Below are 26,692 nucleotides of genomic sequence, written 5' to 3'. Positions count from 1 at the left end.
ATGACCGACACCGCTCTCCATCCGTCCGCGTTCCAGGCGCACGACCACGGCCATGAGGCGCATCATCACGATGCCGATCACAAGCCGGGTTTCTTCGCGCGCTGGTTCATGTCCACCAACCACAAGGACATCGGCACCCTCTACCTGATCTTCGCGATCGTCGCGGGGATCATCGGGGGTTCGATCTCGGGCCTGATGCGCGCCGAACTGGCGCATCCCGGCATCCAGTATCTGGGGACCTGGGCATCGATGCTGCATGGCGGACCACAGAGTCTCGACCAGTCGCTGCATCTGTGGAACGTCCTCATCACCGCGCACGGCCTCATCATGGTGTTCTTCATGGTGATGCCGGCGATGGTCGGCGGGTTCGGCAACTGGTTCGTGCCGATCATGATCGGCGCGCCGGACATGGCGTTCCCGCGCATGAACAACGTATCGTTCTGGCTGCTGATCCCGGCCTTCACGCTGCTCCTCGCCTCGCCCTTCTTCGGCGGCGCGGGCAATGGCTGGACGCTGTACGCTCCGCTCTCGACCTATGGTGAGCCGGGGCCATCGACCGACATGGCGATCCTGTCGCTGCACCTCGCCGGTGCGTCCTCGATCCTCGGCGCGATCAACTTCATCACCACGATCTTCAACATGCGCGCGCCGGGCATGACGCTGCACAAGATGCCGCTGTTCGTGTGGTCGATGCTGGTCACCGCGTTCCTGCTGCTGCTGGCGCTGCCGGTGTTGGCGGCGGCGATCACGATGCTGCTGACCGACCGTAACTTCGGCACGACGTTCTTCGATCCGGCCGGCGGCGGTGATCCGGTGCTGTACCAGCATCTGTTCTGGTTCTTCGGCCATCCCGAAGTGTACATCATGATCCTGCCGGGCTTCGGCATCGTCAGCCAGATCATCGCCACGTTCAGCCGCAAGCCCGTCTTCGGCTATCTCGGCATGGCATACGCCATGGTCGCGATCGGCGTTGTCGGCTTCGTCGTGTGGGCGCACCACATGTTCACGACCGGCCTGTCGGTGAACACCAAGATGTACTTCACCGCCGCGACGATGGTGATCGCGGTGCCGACCGGCATCAAGATCTTCTCGTGGATCGCGACGATGTGGGGCGGATCGATGCGCTTCCCGACGCCGATGGTCTGGGCGATCGGCTTCATCTTCATGTTCACGGTCGGCGGCGTCACCGGCGTCGTGCTCGCCAATGGCGGCATCGACGATTACATGCAGGACACCTATTACGTCGTCGCTCACTTCCACTACGTCCTGTCGCTGGGCGCGGTGTTCTCGCTGTTCGCGGGCTTCTACTACTGGTTCCCGAAGATGTCGGGGCGGATGTACAACGAGCTGCTCGGCCAGCTTCACTTCTGGGTGTTCTTCATTGGCGTGAACGTGATGTTCTTCCCGATGCACTTCCTCGGGCTGCAGGGCATGCCGCGCCGCTATCCGGATTATCCGGACGCCTATGCGCATTGGAACACGGTCGCGACGGTCGGCTACATGATCATGGCTGCGGGCATGGCGATCTTCTTCGTCAACCTGTTCTGGTCGCTGGTCGCCGGCAAGAAAGCTGCCGACAATCCCTGGGGCGAAGGTGCGACGACGCTGGAATGGACGATCTCCAGCCCGCCGCCGTACCACCAGTTCGAAACCCTGCCGCGCATTGACTAAGCGCGTGAGGTGTGGAGCAAGTGCTCCACGCCGGTGCGGCATTGCCGCACACGCGCTTACGGCCGACGTGGCAAAGCCACGATCGACGACACGGGATTCACTCCCGTGTCCGGCCCGACAACCGAAACGCCCCGGCCAAAAACCGGGGCGTTTTCGTTTCTCCATCAACATTTTACACCGACTAATGCACCATCGGCACCCCCGGCACGTTATCCCCATCATGCCGACTTCCAATCCCCTCCGCCTCCTCGTCGTCGAAAGCGAAACCCCTCAGGAACGCGAGGAACGCCGCGCCAGCGCCGGTCGCAGCGCGGGCGAAAGCTATGCGGCCACGCTGGTGCAACTGATGCCCGGCTGCACGATCGATCGCGTCACGCCCTCCGACGCCGATCACGCCCCGATGCGGCCCGACACGCTCGCCGGTTATGATGCGGTGTTCCTGTCGGGATCGCCCATCCAAGTCTGGGAAGACCAGCCCGAAACCCGCCGGCAGCTGGACTTCATGCGCGCCGTCTACGCCAGCGGCACCCCCGCGTTCGGCTCCTGCGCCGGCTTGCAGGTCGCGGTCGCGGCGGCGGGCGGTACTGTACGCAAGATGCCGCATCGGCAGGAAGCCGGCCTCGCCCGACGCCTGACCGCCACCCCCGCCGGCCGCAACCACCCGATGCTTGCCGCCCGCCCGGCGGTATGGGACGCCCCCGCGATCCACGGCGACGAGGTCGAAACCTTGCCCGAAGGCGCGACATTGCTCGCCGGCAATGCCGCCGTTCGCGTGCAGGCGGTCGAGATTCGTCATGGCGAAGAAGGCATCTTCTGGGGCGTGCAATATCACCCCGAACTGGCCCCCGGCGAAATCGGCGCGGCGCTGCGTCGGCAGGCGGACGGCCTGATCGAGGACGGACTGGCGCGCGACGGTGACGACGTCGAAGCACAGGCTGCCCTCTTTGACGCCCTGCACGACGCGCCTGACGACCACGCACTCTGGTGGCGCCTCGGCATCGACGCACAGGTGGCCGAGGAACCACGCCGCCGCACCGAACTGATTGCGTTCATCGAGCATCTGGTGCTGCCGACATGGCAACGCCGGCGCGGCCCCGCCGAGATCGCCGCCTGACCTGTCGGCCGTACCGCAAGTTCGACTGTCCATGGCCCGCGCGTCGGCGTATAGGCCGGTCCCTGATATGACCATTGCCGCCCCCCTGCTACCGCCGGCCGACTGGCGTGATTTCCTGGCGCTGACCAAGCCGCGGGTGATGACGCTCGTCGTCTTCACCGGCCTGTGCGGCATGCTCGCCGCGCCGGGCACAGTGCATCCGGTGATCGGCTTCACCGCCATCCTGTGCATCGCGCTCGGCGCCGGTGCCGCGGGTGCGCTGAACCAGTGGTACGAGGCCGATATCGACGCGGTGATGCGCCGCACGCAGAGGCGCCCGCTGCCGGCGGGGCGCATGGACCGGCAGGCGGCGTTGCATTTTGGCGTCGGCTTGTCCGCCTTCTCTGTTCTGCTGATGGGGCTGGCGGTGAACATCGCCGCCGCCGCGATCCTCCTCGTGTCGATCCTGTTCTACGTCCTTGTCTATACCGTCTGGCTGAAGCGGCGGACGCCGCAGAACATCGTCATTGGCGGCGCGGCGGGTGCTTTTCCGCCGTTGATCGGCTGGGCGGCGGCGACGGGACAGGTCGCGCTGCTCCCCTTCCTGCTGTTCATGCTGGTATTTCTGTGGACACCACCACATTTCTGGGCGCTCGCGCTGTTCGTCAAGATCGATTACGCCAATGCCGGCGTGCCGATGCTACCCGTCGTTGCGGGCGAGCGGGTGACGCGGACGCAGATCGGGTTGTATACCATCCCGATGGCGCTCGCTGCGGTCCTGCCCTGGCCGCTGGGACTGACGGGGGCGATCTATGGCGGCGTAGCGACGGTGACGACAGCGATCTTCGCGGCGCTCGCCTTCCGCGTGGCGACGCGAACCACCGCCGCGGATGGCGATTCGATGAAGCCGGAGAAGGCCTTGTTCAAATATTCGATCCTGTATCTGTTCGTCATCTTCGGCGCGCTGGTCGTCGATCGCTGGGTGCTCGCATGACGCCCGACGAGCTTGAGCTGATCCGCAAGCGCCAGCGCGGCCGGGCGCGGGTGATGGCAATCCTGCTCGGCAGCCTCGTCCTGCTGATCTTCGCCATCTCGATCGCCAAGATCCAGTTGGGCATGAACGAATGACGGCACCCCGGATCGACCGGCGCGGCCGCACGGCGATGCTGGCGGTGATCGGCATCTGCTTCATGACCGGGCTCGCCTGGGCCAGCGTCCCGCTCTATCGCCTGTTCTGTCAGGTGACGGGCCTGAACGGCACGACGCAGCGTGGGCTTGCCGCCCCCGGCGCGACCGACCGGCAGGTACGGGTCGATTTCGACGCGAATGTCAGCCCGAAGCTACCATGGAAGTTCAGCCCCGAAACACCGTCCGACACGGTCGCGATCGGCGCGCGCGACATGGCGTTCTTTTCCGCCACCAATACCTCGAACAGGCCGATCACCGGCACCGCGACGTTCAACGTCACCCCGGCGCAGGCGGGCAAGTATTTCACGAAAATCCAGTGCTTCTGCTTCACCCAACAGACGTTGCAGCCGGGTGAAAAGGTCAGGATGCCGGTCGTGTTCTACGTCGACCCCAAGATGCTGGCCGACCCGGACGCGGCCGATGTCGAGACGATCACGCTGTCCTATACGTTTTACCCGGTGGATTCCGGCAAGACAGCGAGCTAGGATCGCAAAAATATAACAGGGATGCGACGATGGCCGGCGCCAAGAATCACGATTACCATATCCTGCCACCCAGTCCGTGGCCGCTTGTCGGATCGATGTCCGCCTTCGTCATGGCGGTTGGCGGCATCATGTTCATGCATGATTACGGCGGCGGCGGCTGGGTGTTCCTCAGCGGCCTGACCGCCGTGCTGTTCACGATGTACTCTTGGTGGGCCGATGTGGTGCGGGAAGCGCATCACGGCGATCACACCCCCGTCGTGCAGCTGCATTTCCGTTACGGCATGATCCTGTTCATCGCGTCGGAGGTGATGTTCTTCGTCGGCTGGTTCTGGGCGTTCTTCGACTTCTCCCTGTTCCCCACCGCGATGCAGTTCGTCGATGGTCAGGTAGAACGCGCGGTCGAAGGCGCGACCGCGATCGTCGCCAGCTGGCCACCCAAGGGTCTGGAGGTCATCAACGCCTTCGAACTGCCGCTCCTCAACACGCTGATCCTGCTGACGTCTGGTACGACGGTGACCTGGGCGCACCATGCGCTGATCCACAACCAGCGCGGCGGCGAGAAGACGGGTGCGTGGGGCCTGCTGGGCGTCGGCAACCGCGACAGCGTGCTGAAGGGCCTGTGGCTGACGGTGGTGCTGGGCGCGGTGTTCAGCGCGATCCAGGCGTATGAGTATGCCCATGCGCCGTTCCCATTCAAGGGCATCAACTATGGCGCCGCCTTCTTCATGGCGACCGGCTTCCATGGTTTCCACGTCCTGATCGGCACGATCTTCCTGATCGTCTGCCTGGTGCGCGCCTACAAGGGTGACTTCACGCCGCGTCAGCATTTCGGGTTCGAGGCAGCGGCCTGGTACTGGCACTTCGTCGACGTCGTGTGGCTGTTCCTGTTCGTCACCGTCTATGTCTGGGGCGGCTGGGGCGCGCCGGTCCATGGGGGGTGAGCGGCAACGCTGACGACGATCGCGGCCGGACGATCCCGGCCGCCGCTCCACCGACCGCGTCGGGTGAACCGACGATGACACAGGTCGCCCTGCGCGGCCTGTGTCCGCGTTGTGGCAAGCCGACTTTGTTCGGCAGCTGGATCGGTTTCGCCGATCGCTGCCGAGCCTGCGGGCTCGATTTTACCCCCTTCAATGTCGGTGACGGACCGGCGGCGTTCCTGACGCTCATTCTCGGTGCGATCGTCGTCGGGCTGGCGGTCTGGCTGGAACTGGCGGTCGGACCGCCATGGTGGGTGCATGTCCTGCTCTGGATACCCGTGACCGCCGGCGGCGTGATCGGTGCGCTGCGGATCGCCAAGGGCGCGCTGATGGCCGCCGAATACCACAACGCCGCGCGCGAAGGCCGGATCGCGAGCGACACATGACCCGATTCCGACCGATCCCCACGCTGCTGGTCGCGCTCGCCGTGGCGACGATGATCGCGCTCGGCCTGTGGCAGTTACTCGACCGGTTGCCGAGGAAGGAAGCGTTCCTCGCCCAGCTGGAGAGCAATCCGACGAAATCGCCGATCGGCTTTCCCCGCCTGCCTGACGACCGGCTGCTGTTCCGCCAATCCGCAGGGGACTGCCTGCCACCGGTCGCGGTGCGGCTGGCCGGCGCCGGCAAGGCCGGGTTCCGGGCGATCGCCGATTGCAGCAACGGCATGACGGTCCAACTGGGTACGACCCGCGACCCCAAGGCGATGGTGACATACGCCGGCGGGCTGGTCACCGGTTATATCGGCCACGCGCCCGATGGCCGCTCGCTGATCGGTGCCGCGCTCAGTCCGCAACAACCGCGCCTGATGCTGGTCGCGACACCGCCGCTCGCCGGCCTGCAGGCCAATGCCCCGCCCGACATCGCGTCGGTGCCCAACAATCACATCGCCTATGCCGGCCAGTGGTTCTTTTTCGCCGCCATCGCCGCGATCATCTATGTACTGGCGGCCCGGCGGCGGAACGATCGGTAGCGTGGCTTTAGGCTGTCGGAGGGCGCAGCGGGTTGTGTCGGGGCCGCCCCGCCGCTAGCGAACCTGCCCATGCGTTATTTCAGCACGCGCGGGACCGCGCCCGTTCTCGATTTCCGTGGGGCGACGCTCGCCGGGCTGGCCGCCGATGGCGGACTCTATGTGCCGGAGACATGGCCGACGCTGTCGCGCGAGGCGATCGCCGGCCTGGCCGGCCTGTCCTATGCCGAAACCGCGGTCCGGATCATGGCGCCGTTCATCGGCGATGCGCTGACCGAAGACGAACTGCGCGACCTGTGCGAAACCGCCTATGGCCGCTTCAGCCACGCCGCCGTCACGCCGCTGGTCCAGCTGGATCACGACCAGTGGCTGCTGGAACTGTTCCACGGCCCGACACTGGCGTTCAAGGACGTGGCGTTGCAGCTGCTGGGGTTGCTGTTCGAACGCTTCCTGACCGGAACCGACAAGCGCCTGACGATCATCGGCGCGACCAGCGGCGATACCGGATCGGCGGCGATCGATGCGGTGGCGGGGCGCGAGGGCGTCGATATCTTCATGCTGCACCCGGTCGGCCGAGTGTCCGAGGTGCAACGGCGTCAGATGACGACGGTGCTGTCGCCCAACGTCCACAACATCGCGATCGAGGGCGATTTCGACACCGCGCAGGCGCTGGTGAAGACGATGTTCGCGACACCGGCGCTCGCCGACACCTATGCGCTGTCGGCGGTCAATTCGATCAACTGGGCGCGGTTGATGGCGCAGGTGGTCTATTATTTCTACGCCGCCGTCCGCCTCGGCGGGCCGGAGCGGCCCGTGGCGTTCGCGGTGCCGACGGGCAATTTCGGCGACGTCTTCGCCGGATATGTCGCCGCCCGGATGGGCCTGCCGATCGCGAAGCTGATCGTCGCCACCAACGTCAACGACATCCTCCACCGCGCGCTGACCGCGGGCGACTATTCCAAGGGAACCGTCGAACAGACCGCGACGCCGTCGATGGATATCCAGGTCTCGTCCAATTTCGAACGGCTGCTGTTCGATCTCGGCGGTCGCGACGGCCATGCGCTGGCCGCGCAGATGAAGGGCTTCGAGGCCACCGGCGCGATGCGTCTGACCAACGCGCAGAGTCAGGGCGCAGCCGGTCTGTTCGGCAGCGAGCGGGTCGATCCCGACAATATGGCGATGGCGATGCGCTGGGCCTGCGAAAAGGCGGGACAGGTCATAGATCCGCACACCGCCATCGGCCTCGCCGCCGCGCGCCGGCAAGCGCTGGCGCCAGGCGTGCCGATCGTCACGCTCGCCACCGCTCACCCCGCCAAGTTCCGCGACGCCGTGGAACGGGCGACGGGCGCGCGGCCGGTGCTGCCCGCGCGGGTCGGCGACCTGTTCGAGCGGGAGGAACGCTATGTGACCTTGCCCGCCACGCTGGCGGCGGTGGGCGATTACGTCGCCGCCCACGCCCACCCGTCGCGATGAACGACATGACGCCGGGAACGCTGATCGGCGAGCCATGGGCCGATTACGGCCTGATCGATTCGGGCCATGGCCGTAAGCTGGAACGCTATGGCCGCTACCGCTTCATCCGCCCCGAACCGCAGGCGATGTGGGCACCCGCGAGTGACGATTGGCAGGCGGCGGCCGAATTCGTACCGGGATCGGACGAGGATGGCGGCGGCCAGTGGCGCTATAACGAACAGGTCCCGCGTGACGGCTGGCGGCTGAAATGGGACACGGTGACGTTCAACGCCCAATGCACGCCGTTCCGCCATCTCGGCTTCTTCCCGGACATGGCGCCGGTCTGGGGCTGGATGCGCGAACGTATCGCCGGGATGGACGCGCCGGAATGCATGAACCTGTTCGGCTATACCGGCGTCGGCACGCTGGCGTTGGCCGCCAGGCGCGCGCGCATGGTGCATGTCGATGCATCGAAGAAATCGGTCGAGGCGGCCAAGGGCAATGCCGCCCTGTCCGGCATGGCGGACGCGCCGATCCGCTGGCTGATCGACGACGCCGCCAAGTTCGTGGCGCGTGAGGTCCGGCGGGGACGACGCTATGATGGCATCCTGCTTGATCCGCCCAAATATGGCCGTGGCCCGGAAGGCGAGATCTGGCGGCTCGAGGAAGACCTGCCCGCGCTGGTGGCGAATTGCCGGCAGTTGCTCGACGAGAATTCGCGCTTCCTGTTCCTGACCGTCTATGCCGTCCGCATGTCGGCGCTGGCGATCGGCGAGCTGGTGCGCCAGGCGTTCGCCGACATGCCGGGAACGGTGGAATGCGGCGAGCTGGGCGTGCGCGAGGAAGCGCGCGGGCTGGTACTGCCGACCGCGATCTGGGCGCGCTGGAGCCGCTGACGCCTGTTTCGACAAGGATTGAGGCTATGTCGCGACTGATCCTCTTCAACAAGCCATACGGCGTCCTGACCCAGTTCACCGATCGCGGCACCGTATCGCCGCGTCCTACCCTGTCGGATTTTATCGATCTGCCCGGCGTCTATCCGGCGGGGCGGCTCGATCTCGACAGCGAGGGGCTGCTGCTGCTCACCGACGACGGCCGGATGCAGGCGCGGATCGCCGATCCGAAGTTCAAGATGCCCAAAACCTATCTGGTGCAGGTCGAGGGCAATCCGGACGAGTCGCATCTCGCGATGCTGCGCGGCGGTGTCGACCTGAAGGACGGCCGGACCCGCCCCGCCAGGGTCGAACGCATCGACACCCCCGATCTCTGGCCGCGCGATCCGCCCGTCCGGTTCCGCAAGACGGTACCCGATGGCTGGCTGCGGCTGACGATCGAGGAGGGGCGGAACCGGCAGGTTCGTCGGATGACCGCCGCCGTCGGGCTGCCGACCCTGCGGCTGGTGCGGTGGCGCATCGGCGACTGGACGCTCGACGATCTCGCTCCAGGTATCTGGCGGGAGGCTACTCCATCGCCGCGCGGATCGCCGCCCCCGCCACGAACGGCGCCCCGGCGACCAGCAACAGGCTGACCGCCGCCAGCAACTTCAGCGCACTCGCCCCGCCCGACAGGGCACCGGCGCCAAAGATCAGCAACGGCACCGCTAGCGGCAGCATCACCAGCCCCGCGATCGCCCCCGCCCCGCGCAGCGAGGCGGTCAGCGCCGCTGTCGCCACCGCGAGCGCGGCAAGACCGGGCGTACCGATCGCCAGCCCCGCCTCGACCAGCAGCAGCGTCTCGGCCGACAGATCGAGCAACCCCGCCGCGATCACCGTCGCCAGCATCAGCGGCGGCGCAAAGGCCAGCCAGTGCGCCAGCATCCGCGCCGCCGCGACCGCCGCCAGCGACTGGCCCCGGATCGCGAGTTGATCGAACACCCCCGCCTCCAGATCGGGCGCGACCAGCCGTTCGACCGGCATCAGCGCGGCGAGCAACGCCGCCGCCCAGATCACGCCGCCGCCGACCCGCGCCAGCAACGCCGCATCCGGCCCGATCGCGAACGGGAACAGCGTGGCGACGAGCAGGAAGAACACCACCACCAGCGTCGCACCACCGCCGGCATAGCCACGCCGCACGTCGCGCCGGATCAGCGGCCATAGCGATCCGCTCATGCCACGCCCCCCAGCGCCAGCGTCCGCATCCCCGGCAGACGCAGCGGCAGATGCGTGGCGACGATCGCCATGCCGCCTTGTTCCAGATGCCGTTCGACCAACACTTCCAGCCGCGCGGTGGCGGCTGCATCCAGACCATTGGCCGGCTCATCCAGCAACCAGAGCAGGGCGCCACTGGCGACCACGCGCGCCAGCGCGGCACGACGGCGCTGCCCGGTCGAGAGCAACCGGACCGGCACCGTCGACAGCGCGGCCAGATCGACCTCGGCCAGCGCGGTCGCGACCCGGTCGATGGCATCAGCCCGCCCGTCCAGCCGCGCCCAGAAACGAAGCGCCTCACCCAGCGGCAGTTCACCATCCAACGCCGCCGCCTCGGCCAGCAACGCGACGGGCGGCCGATCGGGCGTAGCGGTGTAGTCCAGCGTACCGGCCGCCGGCTGCAACAGCCCCGCGCACAGGCGGATCAGCGTCGATTTGCCGACACCATTGGGCCCAGTGACGAGCAGCGCCTCACCGGGATGCAGCGAAAACGACAGATCGGCGAACACCGTCCGGCCGCCGCGCCGGGCGCCGAGACCGGTGGCGACCAGCCCGACGCTCAACCGCGCTCGCCCACTTCTTCCTCCCCCACCTCTTCCTCCAGCGCGTGCATGTCAGCGTCGGACAGGCCGAAATGATGGCCGATTTCATGGATGGTGACATGGGCGACCAGATCGTCGAGGCGCACGCCGGTCTCGACCCATTCGTCCAGGATCGCACGGCGATACAGATGGATGCGATCGGGCAGCGCCCCCGACTCGCCCGACGACTTCTCGCCCACCGGCCGGCCGCTATAGATGCCGGTCAGGTCCAGCGGATGTTCGATGCCCAGCGCGGCGAGCGTCTCGTCGTCGGCGACCTCCTCGACCAGCAACACCACATCGCCCAGATGCCGGGCGAACTCGGGCGGCAGCCGCTCGATCGTCGCCCGCGCGATCGCCTCGATCTGGGCGGCGTCGGGTGCCGTGCCGGGGAAGCCTTGCCGATCCATGCCGACCGCCATAGGCGGGGTGGCCGGGTGGCGGCAAGACGGAGGGGTGGATGATCGAGTCGCTGAGTGAAACCGAACGGGCCGACGCGCTGGATGGCCTGCCCGAATGGGATCATGACGAGGCGCGCGACGCCATCGTCCGCCGCATCGTGTTCGCCGATTTCATCGAGGCGTTCGGCTTCATGACGCAGGTCGCGCTGATCGCGGAGCGGATGAACCATCACCCCGAATGGTCCAACGTGTACAACCGGGTCGACGTGCTGCTGACCACCCACGATGCCGGCGGCCTGTCGTCACGCGATATCGAGATGGCGCAGGCGATCGACGCGATCGTCGGCGAAGATTAGGGCGCGGGACTAACGCCGCCCCGCCACGAACCCGTCATACGCCCGGCAATCGTCCGGGCGCTTGCGGCACTGCTTTTCCCATTCGCGCCGCTCCTTGCCTTCGCGCGCCTCTTCCTTGCGCATCTTGCGGCCGTAGTTGCGGTCGGATTCCTCCTGGCTGGTCGTGGTCCAGTCCACCGCCTTGCCGGCGACCTGAAACGGCGCCTTCACGATCGACGCGGCGGTGCTGACGCAGCCACCGAGCGGCAGGACGAGCAGGAAAGGCAGAAACTGACGCATGGTAGAAACTCCGACGGATCACGACGCCCTATACCGGCATCGATGAAGATTCTGTCGCTGCCATGGCACGTCAGTGCGCTGATAACCACTCGCAACGGGAGCCGGACACGCCAGCCTGCGTTCAGCAAACCGTAATCAGCTCAAAGGGCTAGCGGCATGCAGTGGACGATCAACGGGCAGCGATATGTAGCGGAGGTCGACGTGCGGACGTCGCTCCTCGATCTGGCGCGCGAACATCTGGGCCTGACCGGCTCCAAGAAGGGCTGCGACCATGGCCAGTGCGGGGCCTGCACCATGCTGGTCAACGGCCGCCGCGTGAACAGTTGCCTGACGCTGGCGGTGATGCACGACGGCGACGAGATCATGACGATCGAGGGGCTGGGTCAGGTCGGCAACCTGCACGCGATGCAGAGCGCATTCGTGAAGCATGACGGCTATCAGTGCGGCTATTGCACGCCGGGCCAGATCTGCTCGGCGGTGGGCATGCTGGACGAGGCGAAGAAGGGCTGGGCCAGCCACGCCTCCGCCTCGCTGACCGATGCGGAACTGAACGATGCCGAGATTTCGGAGCGGATGAGCGGCAACATCTGCCGTTGCGCCGCCTATCCCAATATCGTCGATGCGATCCGCGAGGTTGCCGGCCTCGGCGATCGTGAACCGGTGCTGGTCGCCGCCGGGGAGGTGGGCGCATGAAGACGTTCCAGTACGAACGCGCCGCCAGCGCCGAAACCGCCACGACCGATGCCGCCACGCCGGGCGCGAAATTCATCGCCGGTGGCACCAACCTGCTCGACCTGATGAAACTGCAGATCGAAACGCCGGGCAAGCTGGTCGACATCACCCGTCTGCCGCTGGGCGATATCGAGTCGCGCGACGATGGCGGGCTGACGATCGGCACGCTGGTGCCGAACAGCGATCTGGCGGCCGAGCCGCGCGTGATCGAGGGTTACGAAGTGCTCAGCCGGGCGCTCCTCGCCGGGGCCAGCGGTCAGTTGCGCAACAAGGCGACGACCGGCGGCAATCTGCTCCAGCGGACGCGCTGCTATTATTTCTACGACACTGCCACCCCCTGCAACAAGCGGGAGCCGGGCAGCGGTTGTTCGGCGATCGGCGGCTTCAACCGTATCCTCGCCGTGCTTGGCACCAGCGACAAGTGCATCGCGACGCATCCGTCCGACATGGCCGTCGCCATGCGCGCGCTGGATGCGACGATCGTGACGCTGAAGGCGGACGGCGACCGCCGCCGCATCGCCATCGCCGACTTCTATCGCCTGCCGGGCGAGACGCCGGAGATCGAGACGGTGCTGGAACCGGGCGAACTCATCACCGCGGTCGAGCTGCCCAAACCCGTCGAGGGCGCGCGGCATCTGTACCGCAAGGTCCGCGACCGTGCCTCCTATGCCTTTGCGCTGGTGTCGGTCGCCGGGGTCGTCGTGATGGACGGGACGACGGTGAAGTCCGCCGCACTCGCCTTTGGTGGGCTTGGCCCGATGCCCTGGCGCAACCCGGCGGTGGAGGCCGCGCTGGTCGGCAAGGAAGCGAGCGATGCGACGTTCGCGGCGGCGGCGGATGCGCTGCTGGCCGACGCGCGCGGCTTCGGGTCCAACGATTTCAAGATTCCGCTCATGCGGCGCACGCTGATCGCGTCGCTGCGTGAGCTGACGGGAGCATAAGCGATGTTCGATTTCGGTGACGGCAAGACCAACAGCCTGACGATGGATAAGCCGCATCCCGTCAGCCTGCTCGATACCGGTGTGCAGGGCGTGATCTCGCACCCGCTCGACCGCGTGGACGGGCCGCTCAAGGTATCGGGCAGCGCCACCTATTCGGCGGAATACCAGATCGACGGTCTGGCGCATGGCGTGCTGGTCGGTGCGAAGATCGGCCACGGCAAGATCGTGTCGGTCGATGCCGATGCGGTGAAATCCCTGCCCGGCGTGATCGACGTCGTCACCGACTTCGACACCTTCATCAAGGTGCCGCAACAGGGTGGCGAGACGGGCGCGCCGACGCAGGGCGTCAAGGAGATCGATTATTTCGGCCAGATCGTCGCGATCGTGCTGGCCGAGAGTTTCGAAGCGGCGCGGGAAGCGGCGCAGTTGCTGCCGATTACCTATGAAAAGTCGGAAGGCACCTACGACTTCGCCGCCCATCGCGACGAAGCCGACAAGCCCTCCGACGCGATGATCCCCGCCCATTACACGCAGGGCGATGTCGATCAGGCGATGACCGATGCCGATGTCACCGTCGACCTGACCTACATCACCCCCAGCCAGAACTCGGCGGCGATGGAGCCGCACGCGTCGATCGCGGTGTGGGAAGACGACGCACTGACGCTGTACAGCTCGCACCAGATGCCGACATCGGGCGCGCAACAGCTCGCCAAGTCGCTCGGCATCAGCGCCAAGAAGGTCCGGATCATCGCGCGCTATATCGGCGGCGGCTTCGGATCGAAGCTGGGCATCGCCCCGGAAAGCGTTGCGGCGGCGATCGCCGCCAAGCAGCTTGGCCGGCCGGTGAAGGCGGTGATGGCACGTACGCAGGTTTTCGACGCGACCGTGCGCCGATCCAATACCGAACAGCGCGTGCGGCTGGCCGCCGGCCGCGACGGCAAGCTGACCGCGATCGGGCACGACTCGCTGACCTCTAACCTCGCCAGCGAGGAATATTTCGAGCCCGTCGGTATCGGCACCCACTTCCTCTATGCCGGCGAGAACCGGTCGATCACGCACGACATGGTGCGGCTGAACCTGTTGCTATCGGGATCGATGCGCGCACCGGGCGAGGCGGTCGGCATGGTCGGGCTGGAATGCGCGATGGACGAACTGGCCGAAAAGCTGGGGATGGACCCGATCGCGCTGCGCAAGGTGAACGACACGCAGACCGATCCCGAAAAGCAGGTGCCGCACTCGTCGCGCCAGTTGAGTCGCGCGCTCGACGATGGTGCACGACTGTTCGGCTGGGACAAGCGCCACGCAAAACCCGCCATCCAGCGTGAGGGCGAATGGCTGATCGGTATGGGCGTCGCCTCCGCCACACGCGCCAACATGCTGCAACAATCGTCCGCGAAGGTGGAAATCCACCCGGACGGGTCGGCCACGGTATCGTCGGCGATGACCGATATCGGCACCGGCAGCTATACGATCCTGGCGCAGATCGCGTCGGAAATCCTCGGCATCCCGGTCGAGACGATCACGATGAGCCTGGGCGACACCAATGATCCCCCCGCCGCCGGGTCGGGCGGATCGTGGGGCGCGGGGTCGGCCGGATCGGCGGTTTACCTCGCCTGCGAAATGCTGCGCAGCAATCTCGCGAAGGCGATGGACGTACCGGAAGATTCGCTGACGCTGAAGGACGGCATGGCGATCGGCGACAACCGCTCGCGCGCCATCGGCGATCTGGTCGGCAAGGGCATGGAGGCCACCGGCGAGATCAAGCCGGGCAAGCAGGAAAAGGAAACCACGCAGGCGTCGTACGGCGCGCATTTCGCCGAAGTCGGCGTGAACGTGGTGACGGGTGAGGTTCGCGTCCGGCGGATGCTCGGCATCTTCGCGGCGGGCCGGGTGCTAAATGCAAAGACCGCGCGCTCGCAATGTCTGGGCGGCATGACCTTCGGCATCGGCACCGCCCTGACCGAAGACCTGATCCACGATACCCGCGACGGCAAGCTGGTGAACCGCGATCTCGCCGAATATCATGTGCCGGTGAACGCCGACGTGCCGCAACTGGAAGTGCATTTCATCGACGAACGCGACATCCATGCCAACCCGATCCATGCCAAGGGGATCGGCGAACTGGGCATCGCCGGCGCTGCGGCGGCAGTAGTGAACGCGATCTACAATGCGTGCGGCGTCCGCGTGCGCGACATGCCGATCACCTGCGACAAGTTGCTGGACGGGTTGCCGCCCCTGTAAAGCGCCTTCCGCGCTCTTACATCCGCGAAGAACAAGAGGATGGCGCGGTTGAGTGACGTGATGATGGACGATCCCCTGCGCCCCTCGGGTCTCGCGCAGGGCCAGCAGCAGATATTGGGCCGGCCCCTCGATCGCATCGACGGGCCGGCCAAGGTCGCCGGTGCTGCGATCTATGCCTTCGAACACGCCCCGGATCGCGTCGCGGTGGCGGCCATCGTCGGCACACCCGTCGGGGCCGGCCGGATCATCCGCATCGACACCAGGGCCGCCGAAGCGATCCACGGTGTCGTGGCGGTCATCACCGACGATCCCCGGATGCCGGCGGGACAGGCCAATTCCCGCGCGATGCCCGCCTTTCAGACCGACACGATCTTCCATTACGGCCAGCCCGTGGCGATCGTCGTGGCGGAAACGCAGGCCATCGCCAACGAAGCGGCACGGCTGGTCCATGTCGAGGTCGAAGCCGCCCCCGGCCGCTTCGATCCACGCGCCCAGCCGGTCGAGGCAAAGCCCGGCATCGGCTTCCTGCCGCCGATCGAGATCGGCGATGTCGATAGCGCGATGGCGGATGCCGCCGTCACGCTGGACGCGACCTATACCACGCCCGTGCATTTTCCCGCCGCGCTGGAACCGCATGCGACCACTGCGTGGTGGGACGGCGATGCGGTGACGCTGCGGATCAGCAACCAGGTGATCGGCGCCGCCCGCAACACGATCGCGCAGGCGCTGAAAGTCGACAAGGACAAGGTCCGCGTGCTCGCCCCCTATGTCGGCGGCGGTTTCGGCGGCAAGACGGGCGTCGGGGCCGAGGCGATCCTCGCGGCGATCGCCGCCCAACATGTCGGCCGGCCGGTCAAGATCGCCCTGCCCCGTCGCCAGACCGCCTATATGGTCCACCATCGCTCCGACACAGTGCAGCGTATCCGCATCGGCTGCGACGCGGCGGGCCACATCGCCGCCATGGCGCACGAGAGCGTCGTCGCCCAGAACGATCAGGGGCAGTTCCTGGAACCCGTCCCCTTCGGCACGCTGCCGCTCTACGCCGGCAAGGCCCGCAGGTTCACGACCGGGCTGGTCCGCGTCGACCTGCCCGAAACCGGCGCGGTGCGCGCACCGGGCGAGGCGGTCGGCACCTTCGCGGTCGAATGCGGGATGGACGAGATGGCGGAACGGCTGGGGCTGAACCCCCTCGCCTTTCGCCGGCTGAACGAACCGACGGTCGATCCCACCAGTGGCAAGCCTTTCTCCACGCGGCGGATGCTTGATTGCTACGACGAGGGCGCACGGCGGTTCGGCTGGCCGGACGTGCTGCCCGATCCGGCGTCGGTCCGCGACGGCGAGTGGCTGGTCGGCATCGGCATGGCGGCGGCGCTGCGTGGTAATTTCACCGTGAAGGCGGAGGCACGGGTACATGTGACGCCGGACGGTCGCGCGATGGTAGAGTGCGACATGACCGATATCGGCACCGGCACCTATACCGTGCTGGCGCAGGTGGCCGGCGAGATGCTGGGTCTGCCGATAGGACGCGTCGATGTCCGGCTCGGCGACACCGACCTGCCACCCAGCGCGGGATCGGGCGGGTCATTCGGCGCAGGCAGCGCCGGCTCCGCCGTGGCACTGGCGTGCGAGGACATCCTCGCCGAACTCGCCCGCCGGATGAACGCCTCGCCCGAGGAACTGCGCCTGAAGGACGGCTGCGTCATGGCGGGCGGACGGCAGGTCCCGCTCGCCGACCTGCTGCGCGGCGAGCCTTTGACCGGCTACGGCAAGACCGGCCCCGGCAAGGAAAGCCAGCGCACCAGCCAGGCCAGCCACGGCGTCCATTTCTGCGAGGTCGCGGTGAACGCCGTCACCGGCGAGGTCCGCGTGCGGCGGATGCTCGGCGTGTTCGATATCGGCCGCGTCCTGAATGCCAAGACCGCGCGCAGCCAGTTGATCGGCGGCATGGCCTGGGGCATCGCCTATGCCCTGTCCGAGGATGCGGTGGTCGACACCCGTACCGGCACCTTCGTGAACCCCGATTTCGGCGAATATCACGTCGCCGTCAGCGCCGACATTCCGGCACTGGAGGCGCATTTCATCGAGGAAATCGATGATTCCGCCAATCCGGTCGGTGCCAAGGGCGTGGGCGAACTGGGCATCTCCGGCGCCGGCGCGGCGGTGGTGAACGCGATCTACAACGCCACCGGCGTCCGCGTACGCGCCATGCCGGTGACGCTGGACAAATTGCTGGCGGACCTGCCGCCGATCTGAAATCCGCCCCGCGAGAGGGGAAAACGAGAGAAGAGACCATGGCCGAAAATGACAGCGTGCTGGCGGCAGCACGCGACTGGAAGGGCGAGAAGCTGGCACTGGCGACCGTCGTGTCGACCTGGGGCAGCGCCCCGCGTCCCCGCGGCAGCCACATGCTCGTCCACGCCGATGGCCGGTTCGAGGGGTCGGTGTCGGGCGGCTGCGTCGAAAGCGACATCCTCCAGACCGCCGCCGAGGTGATCGCGGGCGCGCCGTTCCAGGTAAGGAACTATGGCGTCGCCGACGCCGCGGCATGGGAAGTCGGCCTGCCCTGTGGCGGCGAGATCGCGGTGATGGTGCAGCCGGTATCGGCCGAGGGTTTCGACCCCGAACTGTTCGACCGCATCGCCGAGGCCCGCGATCAGGGCGACGCGCTGACCGTCACCACCGATCTGGCGACCGGCCATTCCGATCTGCGCCCCGCCGAAACCGGCGAGGTGTTCCTCAACCGCTACGATCCGCCGCGCCGCCTGTTGATCGTCGGTGCGGTCCAGATCGCACAGGCGCTCGCCGGCCTTGCCCGCGAACTGGGTATCGCGACGGTGGTGATCGATCCCCGCGCGCGCTTCCTGACCGAGGAACGGTTCCCCGGCGTGACGCTGGACGATCGCTGGCCTGACGAGGCGATCGCGGCGTATCGGCCCGGCCCCGCCACCGCCGTCGTCACGCTCAGCCACGATATCAAGATTGACGATCCCGGCCTGATTGCGGCGCTCGCCAGCGACGCCGCCTATGTCGGCGCGCTCGGCAGCCGCCGGAGCCATGCCGCACGGCGGGAGCGGCTGGCCACCGCGGGCGTTGCGACGGAGCAGATCGACCGCATCGACGCCCCCGTCGGCATCGACATCGGCGCGATCGGCCCGTCGGAAATCGCCCTGTCGATCGCCGCCGCCATGGTGGGAGCGTTCCATGATAAGCGTTGAGAACACCGTCCTGATCCTCCTCGCCGCCGGCCAGTCGCGCCGCTTCGGCGATGTCGGGTCCAAGCTGACCGAACCGTTCCTGGGCCGCGAACTGGGCCTGCACGTTGCCGTCGCGCTGGAAAGCATGCCGTTCATGGAACGTCTGGCGATCGTCGACGGCGGCCGGATCGATTACACGCCCCATGGCTTCACCCAGCTGCACAATCATGATCCGGGCGAGGGCATGTCGAAATCGGTGAAGATCGGCGTGCAGCGTGCCAGGGAACTGGGCGCGAACGCGGTGCTGATCGCGCTGGCCGACATGCCACGCGTCACCGCCACGCACATCTATCGCCTGTACGATGCGGTGGACGGCATGGGTGCGGTCGTGGCGTCGAGCGACGGTCGCGAACCCAGGCCCCCCGCGTTGTTCGGCCGCGACCGCTTCGATGAATTGCTCGCGCTGACCGGCGAACACGGCGCCAGTCAGATGATAAAGGCGGGCCGCCATGTCGTGACCGCCCCGGCCGAACTGATCGACGTCGATACGCCCGAGGAACTGGAGCAGCTCCGCGCGCTGGTCCACGCGCCGGAAGCGATCACTCGTGCCGGAGCGCGTCGATCGGATTGAGCGCCGCCGCGCGCCGGGCGGGGAAATAGCCGAAGACGACACCGATCACCGCCGAGATCGCGAAGGCGACCACGTTGATCTGCGGATCGAACGTCCACGGCACCTGCATCACCGGCACCAGCGCGAGGATGACGAGCTGCGCCAGCGCCAGCCCGATCAGCCCGCCCAGGCACGACAGCGCGACCGCCTCGACCAGGAACTGCAACAGTACCTCGCGCGCGACCGCACCGATCGCCAGGCGGATGCCGATCTCGCGCGTCCGCTCCGTCACCGATACCAGCATGATGTTCATGATGCCGATGCCGCCGACCACCAGACTGATCCCCGCTACCGCCGCGACGATGCGCGTCAACAGCGTCGTCGTGCCGGTCAGCGTGTCCGAAATCTGCTTGGTGTCGAAGATGTTGAAATCATCCTCCTTGCCGCCGGTGATATTCCGCCGCTCGCGCAGCAGGTCCATGATCCCCGCCTGCACCGTCGCGGTGGAATAGGCGGTATCGACGCCGACCATCATCAACCGGATGTCGCGCGATCCGGTGAAGCGGCGCTGCACCGCCTTGATCGGCATGACCACGACATCGTCCTGATCGCCGAACCCGCCCTGCCCGCGCGTCGACAGCGTGCCGATCACGTCACAACTGATATTGCCCAATCGCATCCGCGTACCGACCGCCGCGCCACCCCGGAACAGGTTCTGGCGCACGGTATTGCCGATCAGGCACACCGCCTTGCCCGCCTCTTCCTCCGCCGGCGTCCAGTATCGCCCGGCGGTCAGCGGCCATGGCTGCACCGTCAGGAACGCCGCCGTCGTACCGTTGATCGTCGTGGACCAGTTGGCCCCTTCATAGATCGCGGTGGCGGTCGCACTGGCCTGCGGGGCGACGGCGGTCACGCCGGCGACCTGATTGGCGATCGCGGTGACATCCTCCGGCTTGAAATCGGGCGGTCGCGGTCCGCCGCCGCCCCGGCCGAAGCCCTGACCCGGCCGGACCTGCAATACGTTCGTGCCGAGCGCGGAAATCTGCTGCTGCACGGCCGCCGTGGTCGCCTTGCCCAGCGTCACCATCGTTACGACCGCGCCGACACCGATGACGATGCCCAAAATGGTCAGGAACGACCGCAACAGATGCCGCCGGATCGACCGCAGCGCGAGGACGAGTGTCGTGCCGAACATCTACTCCCCTCCCGCTTGCGAGTTCGGGGTGAACAGCGTCCCACGCTGTTCAGGCTGTGCCGGGGGCACAGCCGACCCCGAACTGGGCTGGGGGTGGGCCTGTCCACCAGTATCGGAGCTAGTTGTTGGGGACAGCCCCACCCCTAACCCCTCCCGCAAGCGGGAGGGGGATTCCTCCACCGCCTCACCCTGCCGATGTTGCGCCTCGATCCGCTCCACCAGCCCGTCCTTGAAATGCACCACCGTCCGCGCGAACGCCGCCATGTCGGGCTCGTGCGTCACCATCAGCACAGTGATGCCGCTGTCCCGGTTCAGCGTGGTGAGCAGTTGCATGATTTCCACCGAGCGTTCTGAATCCAGATTGCCGGTCGGCTCGTCCGCCAACAGCACGTCGGGACTGGTCACGATCGCCCGAGCGATCGCCACGCGCTGTTGCTGGCCGCCGGACAGTTCGGCGGGCGTATGGTCCCACCAGTCGGCCAGCCCCACCTTGTCGAGCGCCGCCATCCCCAGCTCTCGCCGCGACCGCTTGTCCTCGCCGCGATACAGCAGCGGCAGTTCGACATTCTCCAGTGCAGAGGTGCGCGACAACAGGTTGAAGCCCTGAAACACGAAACCGAGATACTTCCGCCGCAGCAACGCCCGCTGATCGCGGTCCAGCGTCTCGATATGATGGCCGCGAAACGTGAACTCGCCCGCCGACGGCATGTCGAGACAGCCGAGAATGTTCATCGTCGTCGACTTGCCCGATCCCGACGGTCCCATCACCGCCACGAAATCGCCGCCGGTGATATCGAGATCGACGCCCTTCAACGCCTGAAACTGCGTCGCCCCCGATCCATAGACCTTGGTGACGCCGCGAAGGGAGATGAGGGGAACGGTCATCCCTGCCCTCTCCCCTTCAGGGGAGAGAGTGCCGAGCGAAGCGATGGCGGGAGAGGGGGAGTGCGAAACGTCAATGACATCCCCCTCTCCCCGACCCTCTCCCCTGAAGGGGAGAGGGAGAACACCTCACTGCCCACCGGCGCCACCCTGTCGACGCTGCCCGCCCGCGCGCGGCGCGGCGGCGGTGTCGCCGCTCGCCAGTTGCCCGGTGATAACCTGCGCACCGGGTTTCAGGTCGCCGCCCAGCACCTCGGTCATCGTGCCGTTGCTGTCGCCGGTGGTGATCTGCACCGCCTTTGGCGTGCCGTCCGCCGACTTCACATACACCGTCTGTGTCGCACCCCGGCCCAGCGTCGCGGTCCGCTCCGGCCGGTCGCGACGCGGACGGAAGGTCAGCGAACTGGCGATGCCTCCCTGCGCGCCACCGGCTCCCGCCGTCGGCTTGAACCGCAAGGCCGCGTTGGGCACCAGCAGCACGTTGCGCTTGTCCGACGTCACGATATCCGCCGTTGCCGTCATCCCCGGCCGCAATTGCCCGGACGGATTGGCGACCGTCAGATCGGCGGCATAACTTACCACCTGCCCGGTGGTCGACGTCGTGGTGGTCGATGTCGAGGCGGTGGCCGAACTGACCGTCAGGTTCGATCCCAGATCGACCCGCGTGATCTCCGCCGGAAAGGTCTGTCCCGGAAAGGCATCGACGGTGAAGTTCGCTTTCTGGCCCAGCTTCACCTCGCCGACATCCGCCTCGTCGATCGCGACCTCCAGCTTCATCTTGGTCAGGTCCTCGGCGATCACGAACAGCGTCGGCGTGTTGAACGAGGCGGCGACGGTCTGGCCGGGATCGACCTGCCGCGCCAGCACCACGCCCGATACGGGACTGCGGATGATCGCGCGGCTGCGCTGCGTCTGCGATTGCGCCAGCTGCGCACGCGCGGCGGCGACATTGGCCTGTGCGGTCTTCAGCCCCGCCACCGCGCGCTGCGCATTGGCGCGACCGGTCTGCAATTCGGTGGCCGACGGCACACGACCATTCGACAAGCGATACACCTCCTGCAACCGCGCGAACTGCGCATTCGCCTCGGCCACCGTCGCCTGCGCCTGCCCGACCTGCGCCTGATTGGCGGCCAGCGTCGCCTCGCCTGCGCGGATCTGGTCGTCGATCTGTTCGGGATCGATCAGCGCCAGCGGCTGGCCGGCGGTGACGCGGTCGTTCACATCGACCACCACCTTGGTGACGAGACCCGACAACTGCGATCCAACCGTCACCTGATTGGTCGGCGCCAGCTTGCCCGTCGCCGACACGCTGACCGTCAGATTGCCGCGCTGCGCCGGAGCAGTCGAATATTGCACCGCATCCGATCCACCGAAACAACGGTTGAGCAACAGCGCCAGCGCCACCACGACGACCGCGATCACCACCCATTTGACGTAGCGACGCCACGCCGGCGCCGCCTTCACGCCCAGAAATTCATCGGTGCTCTGGTCGGCCATCAACGGGTCTCGCTTGCGGGAGTGGTCGTCGTCACGGGAACGGGCACGGCGCTGGTGCCGGCGGCGATCGTCCGCGGCGGCGCTTCGGGCACGGTCGTTGCATCCCATCCGCCGCCGAGCGCGACGTACAGCGCGATCTGCGCCGACGACGCATCGGCGCGCGCCTGCGTCAAACCGTTGCGCGCCGACAGCAGCGCCGTCTCCTGCTGGTTCAACGTGGTGAAGTCGGTCAGGCCGGATCGATATTGACTGCGGCTGAGGATCGCGGAATTGTTCGCGGCATCCAGCGCGATCGCGAATTCCCGCTCGCGCGCCTGCGCCGTCGTCAACGCGACGATCGCGTTCTCGACATCCTCCAGCGCCAGCAGCACGATGCCCTTGTAATTGGCCAGCGCACCATCCGCGACCGCCTCCTGCGTCCGCACCTGGCTGCGCAGTCGCCCGCCGTTGAAGATCGCCTGCGTCAATCCCGCGAACAGGCCGCCGGTGATTGCATCGCCGATCCCGGCCAGCGACGTCGCGTTGGTGTTGATGTTCCCCGTGATCGCCAGCGCCGGGTACAGCCGCGCCTTCGCCACGCCGATCTGCGCCGTCGCCGCGGCCAGCGCGCGTTCGGCGGAGCGGACGTCGGGGCGCTGGCGCAGCGTATCGGCGGGAATGCCGATACCGACCGTCGCGGGCCCGACAGGAATCGGGTTCGTCGTCGCCAACTCGGGCTTCAACGCGCCCGGCGCCTGCCCGGTCAGCACGCCCAGCCGCGACACGGCGGCGTTGTATTGCTGTTCCAGCGAGGGGATCGTCGCGGCGGTCTGCGCCCGCTGCGCCCGCGCCTGTTCACTGTCCAGACTGGAGACGAGCCCCGCCTGCACGCGGAAACCCGCGATCTCCAGATTGTCGTCCTGGATGCCCAGCGACGCGCGCGCATTGGCGATCTGCGCCTGCAATCCCCGCGCGATCACGTAATTGCGCGCAACCTCGCTCTGCACCGACAACAGGACGGCGGCATAATCGAATCCCGACGCCTCATACTGGGCGCGGCTCGCTTCCACGGTGCGGCGCAATTCACCGAAGATGCCGACCTGATAGCTGGCCGACAGTCCGATCGAATAGCTGTTCGTTCCGCCCGCGCCGGTATCGACGACGGTGCCGTCGGGCAGCGTGAACGACCGGCCGCCGCCCCGCAGATTCTCGTTGCGCTGATAGCCGGTCGATCCTGACAGCGTCGGCAACAGGCTGGCCCTGCTCTGCACCAGCGCCTCGCGCGACTGACGCAGGCGGGCGACGGCCTGTGCGATATCGGTGTTCGCGGTCGCCGCCTGTTCGACCAGCCGGCCGAGCACCGGATCGTCGAACCGGTTCCACCAGCGCGTCAGGTCTTCCGGCGTCGGCGCGGCCGGCACCGAATAGGCGACCGGTACGCCCAGTTCGGTCGGCGTCTGCGGCCGATAATCCGGCCCGACGGAACACGCCCCCAACGCGAGCGTGGCGGCAATCAGGGAAACGCGGGCTCGGACCATGCCCCAAGAAATGGCCGGGCAGCGTGTAACCGTCCAGCGCTATTATGTCGCAGTTTGTCGCGGACGCGGTTTCACTCCAGTTCCAGGATCACCTGATCCACCGCCAGGCTCTCGCCGGCCGCCGCCTCGATACTCTTCACCACGCCCGTCTTCCCGGCGCGCAGGATGTTCTCCATCTTCATCGCCTCCACTACGGCCAGCGGCTGCCCCGCCTCCACCCGGTCGCCCGCCGCGACATCCAGCCGCACCAGCAGCCCCGGCATCGGCGCCAGCAGGAACCGTGACAGGTCGGGCGGCACCTTCTCGATCATGTGCCGCGCATAGGGCGCGGCCCGCGCCGGCAGCACCCGCGCATCGTGCGAGGCGCCCCGTGTCGACAGGCGAAAGCCGGTGCGCGTCGGCGCCAGCCGGATCGTCAGCGCGGTGTCGTCCCCATCTGCACTGGCTTCCGCTTGCACCATCCGGTCGCCCGGCGTGTATTCCAGCGCGAGGTCGATCGCGTCGCCATCCACCACGATGCCATCGGTGGACACCCGAACCTCATGTTCCACGCCATCCAGCCGCACGGTCCAGTCGGCGGGCGGTGGCAGACGCCGACCAAGCTGCCCATCGATCCGCCGCGCCCGGTCCGCCTGCGCCGTCGCCGCAAAGGCCGCGACCGCCGCCAGCGTCCGACGCAGCGTCGCATCCGCCGGCGCCCCGTGGAATCCGTCCGGATACTCCTCCGCGATGAACCCCGTGGTCAGCGCGCCTGCGCGGAAGCGCGGATGCTGCATCAATGCCGACAGAAAATCGAGATTGGTCCCAGGCCCCTCGATCTCGAACGCATCCAGCGACGCGATCTGCTCGTCGATCGCCCCCTCGCGCGTCGGCGCCCAGGTGATGAGCTTGGCGATCATCGGGTCATAGAACATCGATACCTCGCCCCCCTCGGCGACGCCATCGTCGATGCGGGTGTAGGCCTCTTCTTCCCCCCTCCCGCTTGCGGGAGGGGCTGGGGGTGGGCCTGTCAGTTCAGCCGCATCATTTGCGGACAGGCCCTCCCCTAACCCCTCCCGCAAGCGGGAGGGGGATTGCACCGGAGGATTATACCGCACCAGCCGCCCGATACTCGGCAGGAACCCCCGATACGGGTCCTCCGCATACACCCGCGTCTCGATCGCCCAGCCGTCCAGCGTCACATCGTCCTGCCCGAACGCCAGCGGCTCGCCCGCCGCCACCCGGATCATCTGCTCGACCAGATCGAGGCCCGTGATCGCCTCGGTCACCGGATGCTCCACCTGCAACCGCGTGTTCATTTCGAGGAAGTAGAACCCGGTGCCGCTGGTATCCGCGCCCGACACGATCAGCTCGACCGTCCCCGCGCTGAAATACCCCACCGCCCGCGCCAGCGCGACCGCCTGCTCGCCCATCGCCCGGCGCATCGCCGGCGTGACGAAGGGCGACGGCGCCTCCTCGACCACCTTCTGGTGACGCCGCTGGATCGAACATTCGCGCTCGCCCAGATAGACGATGTTGCCGTGCTGGTCGCCGAGCAACTGGATTTCGATATGCCGCGGGCTCTCGATGAACTTCTCGATGAACACGCGGTCGTCGCCGAAGCTCGCCAGCCCCTCGCGCTTCGTCGCCTCGAAGCCGTCCCGCACGTCCTGTTCGTGCCACGCCAGCCGCATCCCCTTGCCGCCGCCGCCCGCCGACGCCTTCATCATCACCGGATAACCGATCTCCCCCGCGATCCGCACCGCATGATCGGTATCGTCGATCTCGCCCAGGAAACCGGGGACGACGTTGACCCCCGCCGCCTGCGCCAGCTTCTTCGATTCGATCTTGTCACCCATCGCCGCGATCGCGGACGGCGGCGGCCCAATAAAGGCGATGCCGGCATCGGCACAGGCCCGCGCGAAGCTCTCGCGTTCCGACAGGAAACCGTAACCGGGATGGATCGCATCCGCGCCGGTTTCCTTCGCGGCCAACAGGATCAGCTCCGCCTTCAGATAGCTTTCAGCCGCCGGCGCCGGCCCCAGCCGCACGGATTCGTCCGCCATCAACACATGCCGGCTGCGCGCATCGGCATCCGAATAGACCGCGACGGTCGCGATCCCCATCGCCCGAGCGGTGCGGATGATGCGACACGCGATCTCACCACGATTGGCGATCAGGATTTTCTTGAACATCCTACTCTCCCCTCCCGCTTGCGGGAGGGGCCGGGGGAGGGCCTGTCCGCGTCCGGGCGATATGATTGCGGGAGAGACAGACCCTCCCCTAACCCCTCCCGCAAGCGGG

26 protein-coding genes and 1 pseudogene are annotated in these 26,692 nt (G+C 67.2%); 18 read left to right on the top strand and 9 right to left on the bottom strand.

Annotation, left to right across the window (positions count from 1 at the left end; all coding sequences use genetic code 11):
* The 11 genes from ctaD (at position 1) to JAO74_RS14740 (ending at position 9,364) form a co-directional block, all read left to right on the top strand.
* Complete coding sequence (gene ctaD / locus JAO74_RS14790; RefSeq protein WP_199039713.1) at positions 1–1,671, top strand: cytochrome c oxidase subunit I; 1,671 nt, start codon at positions 1–3, stop codon at positions 1,669–1,671.
* Positions 1,672–1,891: 220 nt separating this feature from the next.
* Positions 1,892–2,785: a type 1 glutamine amidotransferase gene (locus JAO74_RS14785; RefSeq protein WP_199039711.1), complete on the top strand. Its 894-nt coding sequence runs from the start codon at positions 1,892–1,894 to the stop codon at positions 2,783–2,785.
* A gap of 67 nt (positions 2,786–2,852) precedes the next feature.
* On the top strand, positions 2,853–3,758 hold the full coding sequence (locus JAO74_RS14780) for a heme o synthase (RefSeq protein ID WP_199039707.1): 906 nt from the start codon (positions 2,853–2,855) through the stop codon (positions 3,756–3,758).
* Positions 3,755–3,892 carry a hypothetical protein gene (locus tag JAO74_RS14775; protein ID WP_199039705.1) on the top strand — a complete coding sequence of 46 codons (138 nt, stop codon included), beginning with the start codon at positions 3,755–3,757 and terminating at the stop codon, positions 3,890–3,892. The genes JAO74_RS14780 and JAO74_RS14775 overlap by 4 nt, the downstream gene beginning before the upstream one ends.
* On the top strand, positions 3,889–4,437 hold the full coding sequence (locus tag JAO74_RS14770; protein WP_199039702.1) for a cytochrome c oxidase assembly protein: 549 nt from the start codon (positions 3,889–3,891) through the stop codon (positions 4,435–4,437). The genes JAO74_RS14775 and JAO74_RS14770 overlap by 4 nt, the downstream gene beginning before the upstream one ends.
* Positions 4,438–4,466: 29 nt before the next feature.
* Entirely contained in the window at positions 4,467–5,378 is a 912-nt protein-coding gene (locus tag JAO74_RS14765; protein ID WP_199039699.1) for a cytochrome c oxidase subunit 3, read from the top strand.
* Positions 5,379–5,452: 74 nt separating this feature from the next.
* The gene (locus JAO74_RS14760; protein ID WP_199039844.1) at positions 5,453–5,803 is read left to right on the top strand and encodes a DUF983 domain-containing protein; all 351 of its coding nucleotides are present in this window, start codon (positions 5,453–5,455) and stop codon (positions 5,801–5,803) included.
* Positions 5,800–6,387, top strand: a complete 588-nt coding sequence (locus tag JAO74_RS14755) for an SURF1 family cytochrome oxidase biogenesis protein (RefSeq protein WP_199039696.1) — start codon at positions 5,800–5,802, stop codon at positions 6,385–6,387. Before JAO74_RS14760 ends, JAO74_RS14755 begins: the two co-directional genes overlap by 4 nt.
* 69 nt (positions 6,388–6,456) lie before the next feature.
* The gene (thrC, locus tag JAO74_RS14750) at positions 6,457–7,857 is read left to right on the top strand and encodes a threonine synthase (protein WP_199039693.1); all 1,401 of its coding nucleotides are present in this window, start codon (positions 6,457–6,459) and stop codon (positions 7,855–7,857) included.
* 5 nt (positions 7,858–7,862) lie between these two features.
* Positions 7,863–8,732 carry a class I SAM-dependent methyltransferase gene (locus tag JAO74_RS14745; RefSeq protein WP_199039841.1) on the top strand — a complete coding sequence of 290 codons (870 nt, stop codon included), beginning with the start codon at positions 7,863–7,865 and terminating at the stop codon, positions 8,730–8,732.
* A 26-nt stretch (positions 8,733–8,758) separates the two neighbouring features.
* Positions 8,759–9,364: a pseudouridine synthase gene (locus JAO74_RS14740; RefSeq protein WP_199039691.1), complete on the top strand. Its 606-nt coding sequence runs from the start codon at positions 8,759–8,761 to the stop codon at positions 9,362–9,364.
* On the opposite strand, the gene JAO74_RS14735 is transcribed toward JAO74_RS14740, so the two are convergent.
* Genes JAO74_RS14735 through JAO74_RS14725 form a run of 3 tightly spaced genes read right to left on the bottom strand, consistent with a single transcriptional unit; the run spans position 9,297 to position 10,974 of the window.
* Complete coding sequence (locus JAO74_RS14735; protein WP_199039688.1) at positions 9,297–9,944, bottom strand: heme exporter protein CcmB; 648 nt, start codon at positions 9,942–9,944, stop codon at positions 9,297–9,299. The genes JAO74_RS14740 and JAO74_RS14735 overlap by 68 nt on opposite strands.
* Complete coding sequence (ccmA, locus tag JAO74_RS14730; protein WP_199039685.1) at positions 9,941–10,546, bottom strand: heme ABC exporter ATP-binding protein CcmA; 606 nt, start codon at positions 10,544–10,546, stop codon at positions 9,941–9,943. The genes JAO74_RS14735 and ccmA overlap by 4 nt, the downstream gene beginning before the upstream one ends.
* Entirely contained in the window at positions 10,543–10,974 is a 432-nt protein-coding gene (locus tag JAO74_RS14725) for a metallopeptidase family protein (RefSeq protein ID WP_233151032.1), read from the bottom strand. Before JAO74_RS14725 ends, ccmA begins: the two co-directional genes overlap by 4 nt.
* 50 nt (positions 10,975–11,024) lie before the next feature.
* Here JAO74_RS14725 and JAO74_RS14720 point away from each other — a divergent pair, with 50 nt between their 5' ends.
* Positions 11,025–11,321 (top strand): 4a-hydroxytetrahydrobiopterin dehydratase, encoded by a 297-nt coding sequence (locus JAO74_RS14720; RefSeq protein WP_199039679.1) that lies wholly within the window; start codon positions 11,025–11,027, stop codon positions 11,319–11,321.
* A 9-nt stretch (positions 11,322–11,330) separates the two neighbouring features.
* Here the strand turns inward: JAO74_RS14720 and JAO74_RS14715 are convergent, their stop codons facing one another.
* Complete coding sequence (locus JAO74_RS14715; protein WP_199039676.1) at positions 11,331–11,600, bottom strand: hypothetical protein; 270 nt, start codon at positions 11,598–11,600, stop codon at positions 11,331–11,333.
* Positions 11,601–11,756: 156 nt separating this feature from the next.
* Between JAO74_RS14715 and JAO74_RS14710 the strand changes: the two genes are divergently transcribed.
* Genes JAO74_RS14710 through JAO74_RS14685 form a run of 6 tightly spaced genes read left to right on the top strand, consistent with a single transcriptional unit; the run spans position 11,757 to position 19,339 of the window.
* Positions 11,757–12,293, top strand: a complete 537-nt coding sequence (locus JAO74_RS14710; protein ID WP_199039673.1) for a 2Fe-2S iron-sulfur cluster-binding protein — start codon at positions 11,757–11,759, stop codon at positions 12,291–12,293.
* Positions 12,290–13,273, top strand: a complete 984-nt coding sequence (locus JAO74_RS14705) for an FAD binding domain-containing protein (RefSeq protein WP_199039670.1) — start codon at positions 12,290–12,292, stop codon at positions 13,271–13,273. The genes JAO74_RS14710 and JAO74_RS14705 overlap by 4 nt, the downstream gene beginning before the upstream one ends.
* 3 nt (positions 13,274–13,276) lie before the next feature.
* Positions 13,277–15,514, top strand: coding sequence for a xanthine dehydrogenase family protein molybdopterin-binding subunit (locus tag JAO74_RS14700; RefSeq protein WP_199039667.1), 2,238 nt, complete (start codon positions 13,277–13,279; stop codon positions 15,512–15,514).
* A 60-nt stretch (positions 15,515–15,574) separates the two neighbouring features.
* Positions 15,575–17,767 (top strand): xanthine dehydrogenase family protein molybdopterin-binding subunit, encoded by a 2,193-nt coding sequence (locus JAO74_RS14695; RefSeq protein WP_233151031.1) that lies wholly within the window; start codon positions 15,575–15,577, stop codon positions 17,765–17,767.
* 38 nt (positions 17,768–17,805) lie between these two features.
* Positions 17,806–18,729 carry an XdhC family protein gene (locus JAO74_RS14690; RefSeq protein WP_199039665.1) on the top strand — a complete coding sequence of 308 codons (924 nt, stop codon included), beginning with the start codon at positions 17,806–17,808 and terminating at the stop codon, positions 18,727–18,729.
* Positions 18,716–19,339, top strand: coding sequence for a nucleotidyltransferase family protein (locus JAO74_RS14685; protein WP_199039663.1), 624 nt, complete (start codon positions 18,716–18,718; stop codon positions 19,337–19,339). The genes JAO74_RS14690 and JAO74_RS14685 overlap by 14 nt, the downstream gene beginning before the upstream one ends.
* Here JAO74_RS14685 and JAO74_RS14680 read toward each other — a convergent pair.
* The 5 genes and pseudogenes from JAO74_RS14680 to JAO74_RS14660 form a co-directional block, all read right to left on the bottom strand.
* On the bottom strand, positions 19,308–20,513 hold the full coding sequence (locus JAO74_RS14680; protein ID WP_199039661.1) for an ABC transporter permease: 1,206 nt from the start codon (positions 20,511–20,513) through the stop codon (positions 19,308–19,310). The two genes, JAO74_RS14685 and JAO74_RS14680, sit on opposite strands and share 32 nt — an antisense overlap.
* A gap of 204 nt (positions 20,514–20,717) precedes the next feature.
* A pseudogene (locus tag JAO74_RS14675) lies at positions 20,718–21,398 on the bottom strand (ABC transporter ATP-binding protein); the annotation flags it as partial.
* A 126-nt stretch (positions 21,399–21,524) separates the two neighbouring features.
* Entirely contained in the window at positions 21,525–22,892 is a 1,368-nt protein-coding gene (locus tag JAO74_RS14670; protein WP_199039659.1) for an efflux RND transporter periplasmic adaptor subunit, read from the bottom strand.
* On the bottom strand, positions 22,892–24,409 hold the full coding sequence (locus JAO74_RS14665; protein WP_199039657.1) for an efflux transporter outer membrane subunit: 1,518 nt from the start codon (positions 24,407–24,409) through the stop codon (positions 22,892–22,894). The genes JAO74_RS14670 and JAO74_RS14665 overlap by 1 nt, the downstream gene beginning before the upstream one ends.
* Before the next feature lie 71 nt (positions 24,410–24,480).
* Positions 24,481–26,583, bottom strand: a complete 2,103-nt coding sequence (locus JAO74_RS14660) for an acetyl-CoA carboxylase biotin carboxylase subunit (protein ID WP_199039654.1) — start codon at positions 26,581–26,583, stop codon at positions 24,481–24,483.
* Positions 26,584–26,692: the final 109 nt, after the last annotated feature.

It is taken from the genome of Sphingomonas mollis, assembly GCF_016427505.1.
Taxonomy (GTDB): Bacteria; Pseudomonadota; Alphaproteobacteria; order Sphingomonadales; family Sphingomonadaceae; genus Sphingomonas; species Sphingomonas mollis.
This window is presented reverse-complemented; position numbering and strand designations above follow the sequence as displayed.

Coding starts and splice junctions, on each gene's coding strand:
- JAO74_RS14755 (WP_199039696.1), top strand. CDS start 5,800: ATGACCCGATTCCGACCGATCCCCACGCTGCTGGTCGCGCTCGCCGTG.
- JAO74_RS14680 (WP_199039661.1), bottom strand. CDS start 20,513: ATGTTCGGCACGACACTCGTCCTCGCGCTGCGGTCGATCCGGCGGCAT.
- JAO74_RS14760 (WP_199039844.1), top strand. CDS start 5,453: ATGACACAGGTCGCCCTGCGCGGCCTGTGTCCGCGTTGTGGCAAGCCG.
- JAO74_RS14660 (WP_199039654.1), bottom strand. CDS start 26,583: ATGTTCAAGAAAATCCTGATCGCCAATCGTGGTGAGATCGCGTGTCGC.
- JAO74_RS14735 (WP_199039688.1), bottom strand. CDS start 9,944: ATGAGCGGATCGCTATGGCCGCTGATCCGGCGCGACGTGCGGCGTGGC.
- ctaD (WP_199039713.1), top strand. CDS start 1: ATGACCGACACCGCTCTCCATCCGTCCGCGTTCCAGGCGCACGACCAC.
- JAO74_RS14705 (WP_199039670.1), top strand. CDS start 12,290: ATGAAGACGTTCCAGTACGAACGCGCCGCCAGCGCCGAAACCGCCACG.
- JAO74_RS14710 (WP_199039673.1), top strand. CDS start 11,757: ATGCAGTGGACGATCAACGGGCAGCGATATGTAGCGGAGGTCGACGTG.
- JAO74_RS14725 (WP_233151032.1), bottom strand. CDS start 10,974: ATGGATCGGCAAGGCTTCCCCGGCACGGCACCCGACGCCGCCCAGATC.
- JAO74_RS14665 (WP_199039657.1), bottom strand. CDS start 24,409: ATGGTCCGAGCCCGCGTTTCCCTGATTGCCGCCACGCTCGCGTTGGGG.
- JAO74_RS14720 (WP_199039679.1), top strand. CDS start 11,025: ATGATCGAGTCGCTGAGTGAAACCGAACGGGCCGACGCGCTGGATGGC.
- JAO74_RS14670 (WP_199039659.1), bottom strand. CDS start 22,892: ATGGCCGACCAGAGCACCGATGAATTTCTGGGCGTGAAGGCGGCGCCG.
- JAO74_RS14765 (WP_199039699.1), top strand. CDS start 4,467: ATGGCCGGCGCCAAGAATCACGATTACCATATCCTGCCACCCAGTCCG.
- JAO74_RS14740 (WP_199039691.1), top strand. CDS start 8,759: ATGTCGCGACTGATCCTCTTCAACAAGCCATACGGCGTCCTGACCCAG.
- JAO74_RS14770 (WP_199039702.1), top strand. CDS start 3,889: ATGACGGCACCCCGGATCGACCGGCGCGGCCGCACGGCGATGCTGGCG.
- thrC (WP_199039693.1), top strand. CDS start 6,457: ATGCGTTATTTCAGCACGCGCGGGACCGCGCCCGTTCTCGATTTCCGT.
- JAO74_RS14775 (WP_199039705.1), top strand. CDS start 3,755: ATGACGCCCGACGAGCTTGAGCTGATCCGCAAGCGCCAGCGCGGCCGG.
- JAO74_RS14690 (WP_199039665.1), top strand. CDS start 17,806: ATGGCCGAAAATGACAGCGTGCTGGCGGCAGCACGCGACTGGAAGGGC.
- JAO74_RS14785 (WP_199039711.1), top strand. CDS start 1,892: ATGCCGACTTCCAATCCCCTCCGCCTCCTCGTCGTCGAAAGCGAAACC.
- JAO74_RS14685 (WP_199039663.1), top strand. CDS start 18,716: ATGATAAGCGTTGAGAACACCGTCCTGATCCTCCTCGCCGCCGGCCAG.
- JAO74_RS14695 (WP_233151031.1), top strand. CDS start 15,575: ATGATGGACGATCCCCTGCGCCCCTCGGGTCTCGCGCAGGGCCAGCAG.
- JAO74_RS14715 (WP_199039676.1), bottom strand. CDS start 11,600: ATGCGTCAGTTTCTGCCTTTCCTGCTCGTCCTGCCGCTCGGTGGCTGC.
- JAO74_RS14700 (WP_199039667.1), top strand. CDS start 13,277: ATGTTCGATTTCGGTGACGGCAAGACCAACAGCCTGACGATGGATAAG.
- JAO74_RS14780 (WP_199039707.1), top strand. CDS start 2,853: ATGACCATTGCCGCCCCCCTGCTACCGCCGGCCGACTGGCGTGATTTC.
- JAO74_RS14745 (WP_199039841.1), top strand. CDS start 7,863: ATGACGCCGGGAACGCTGATCGGCGAGCCATGGGCCGATTACGGCCTG.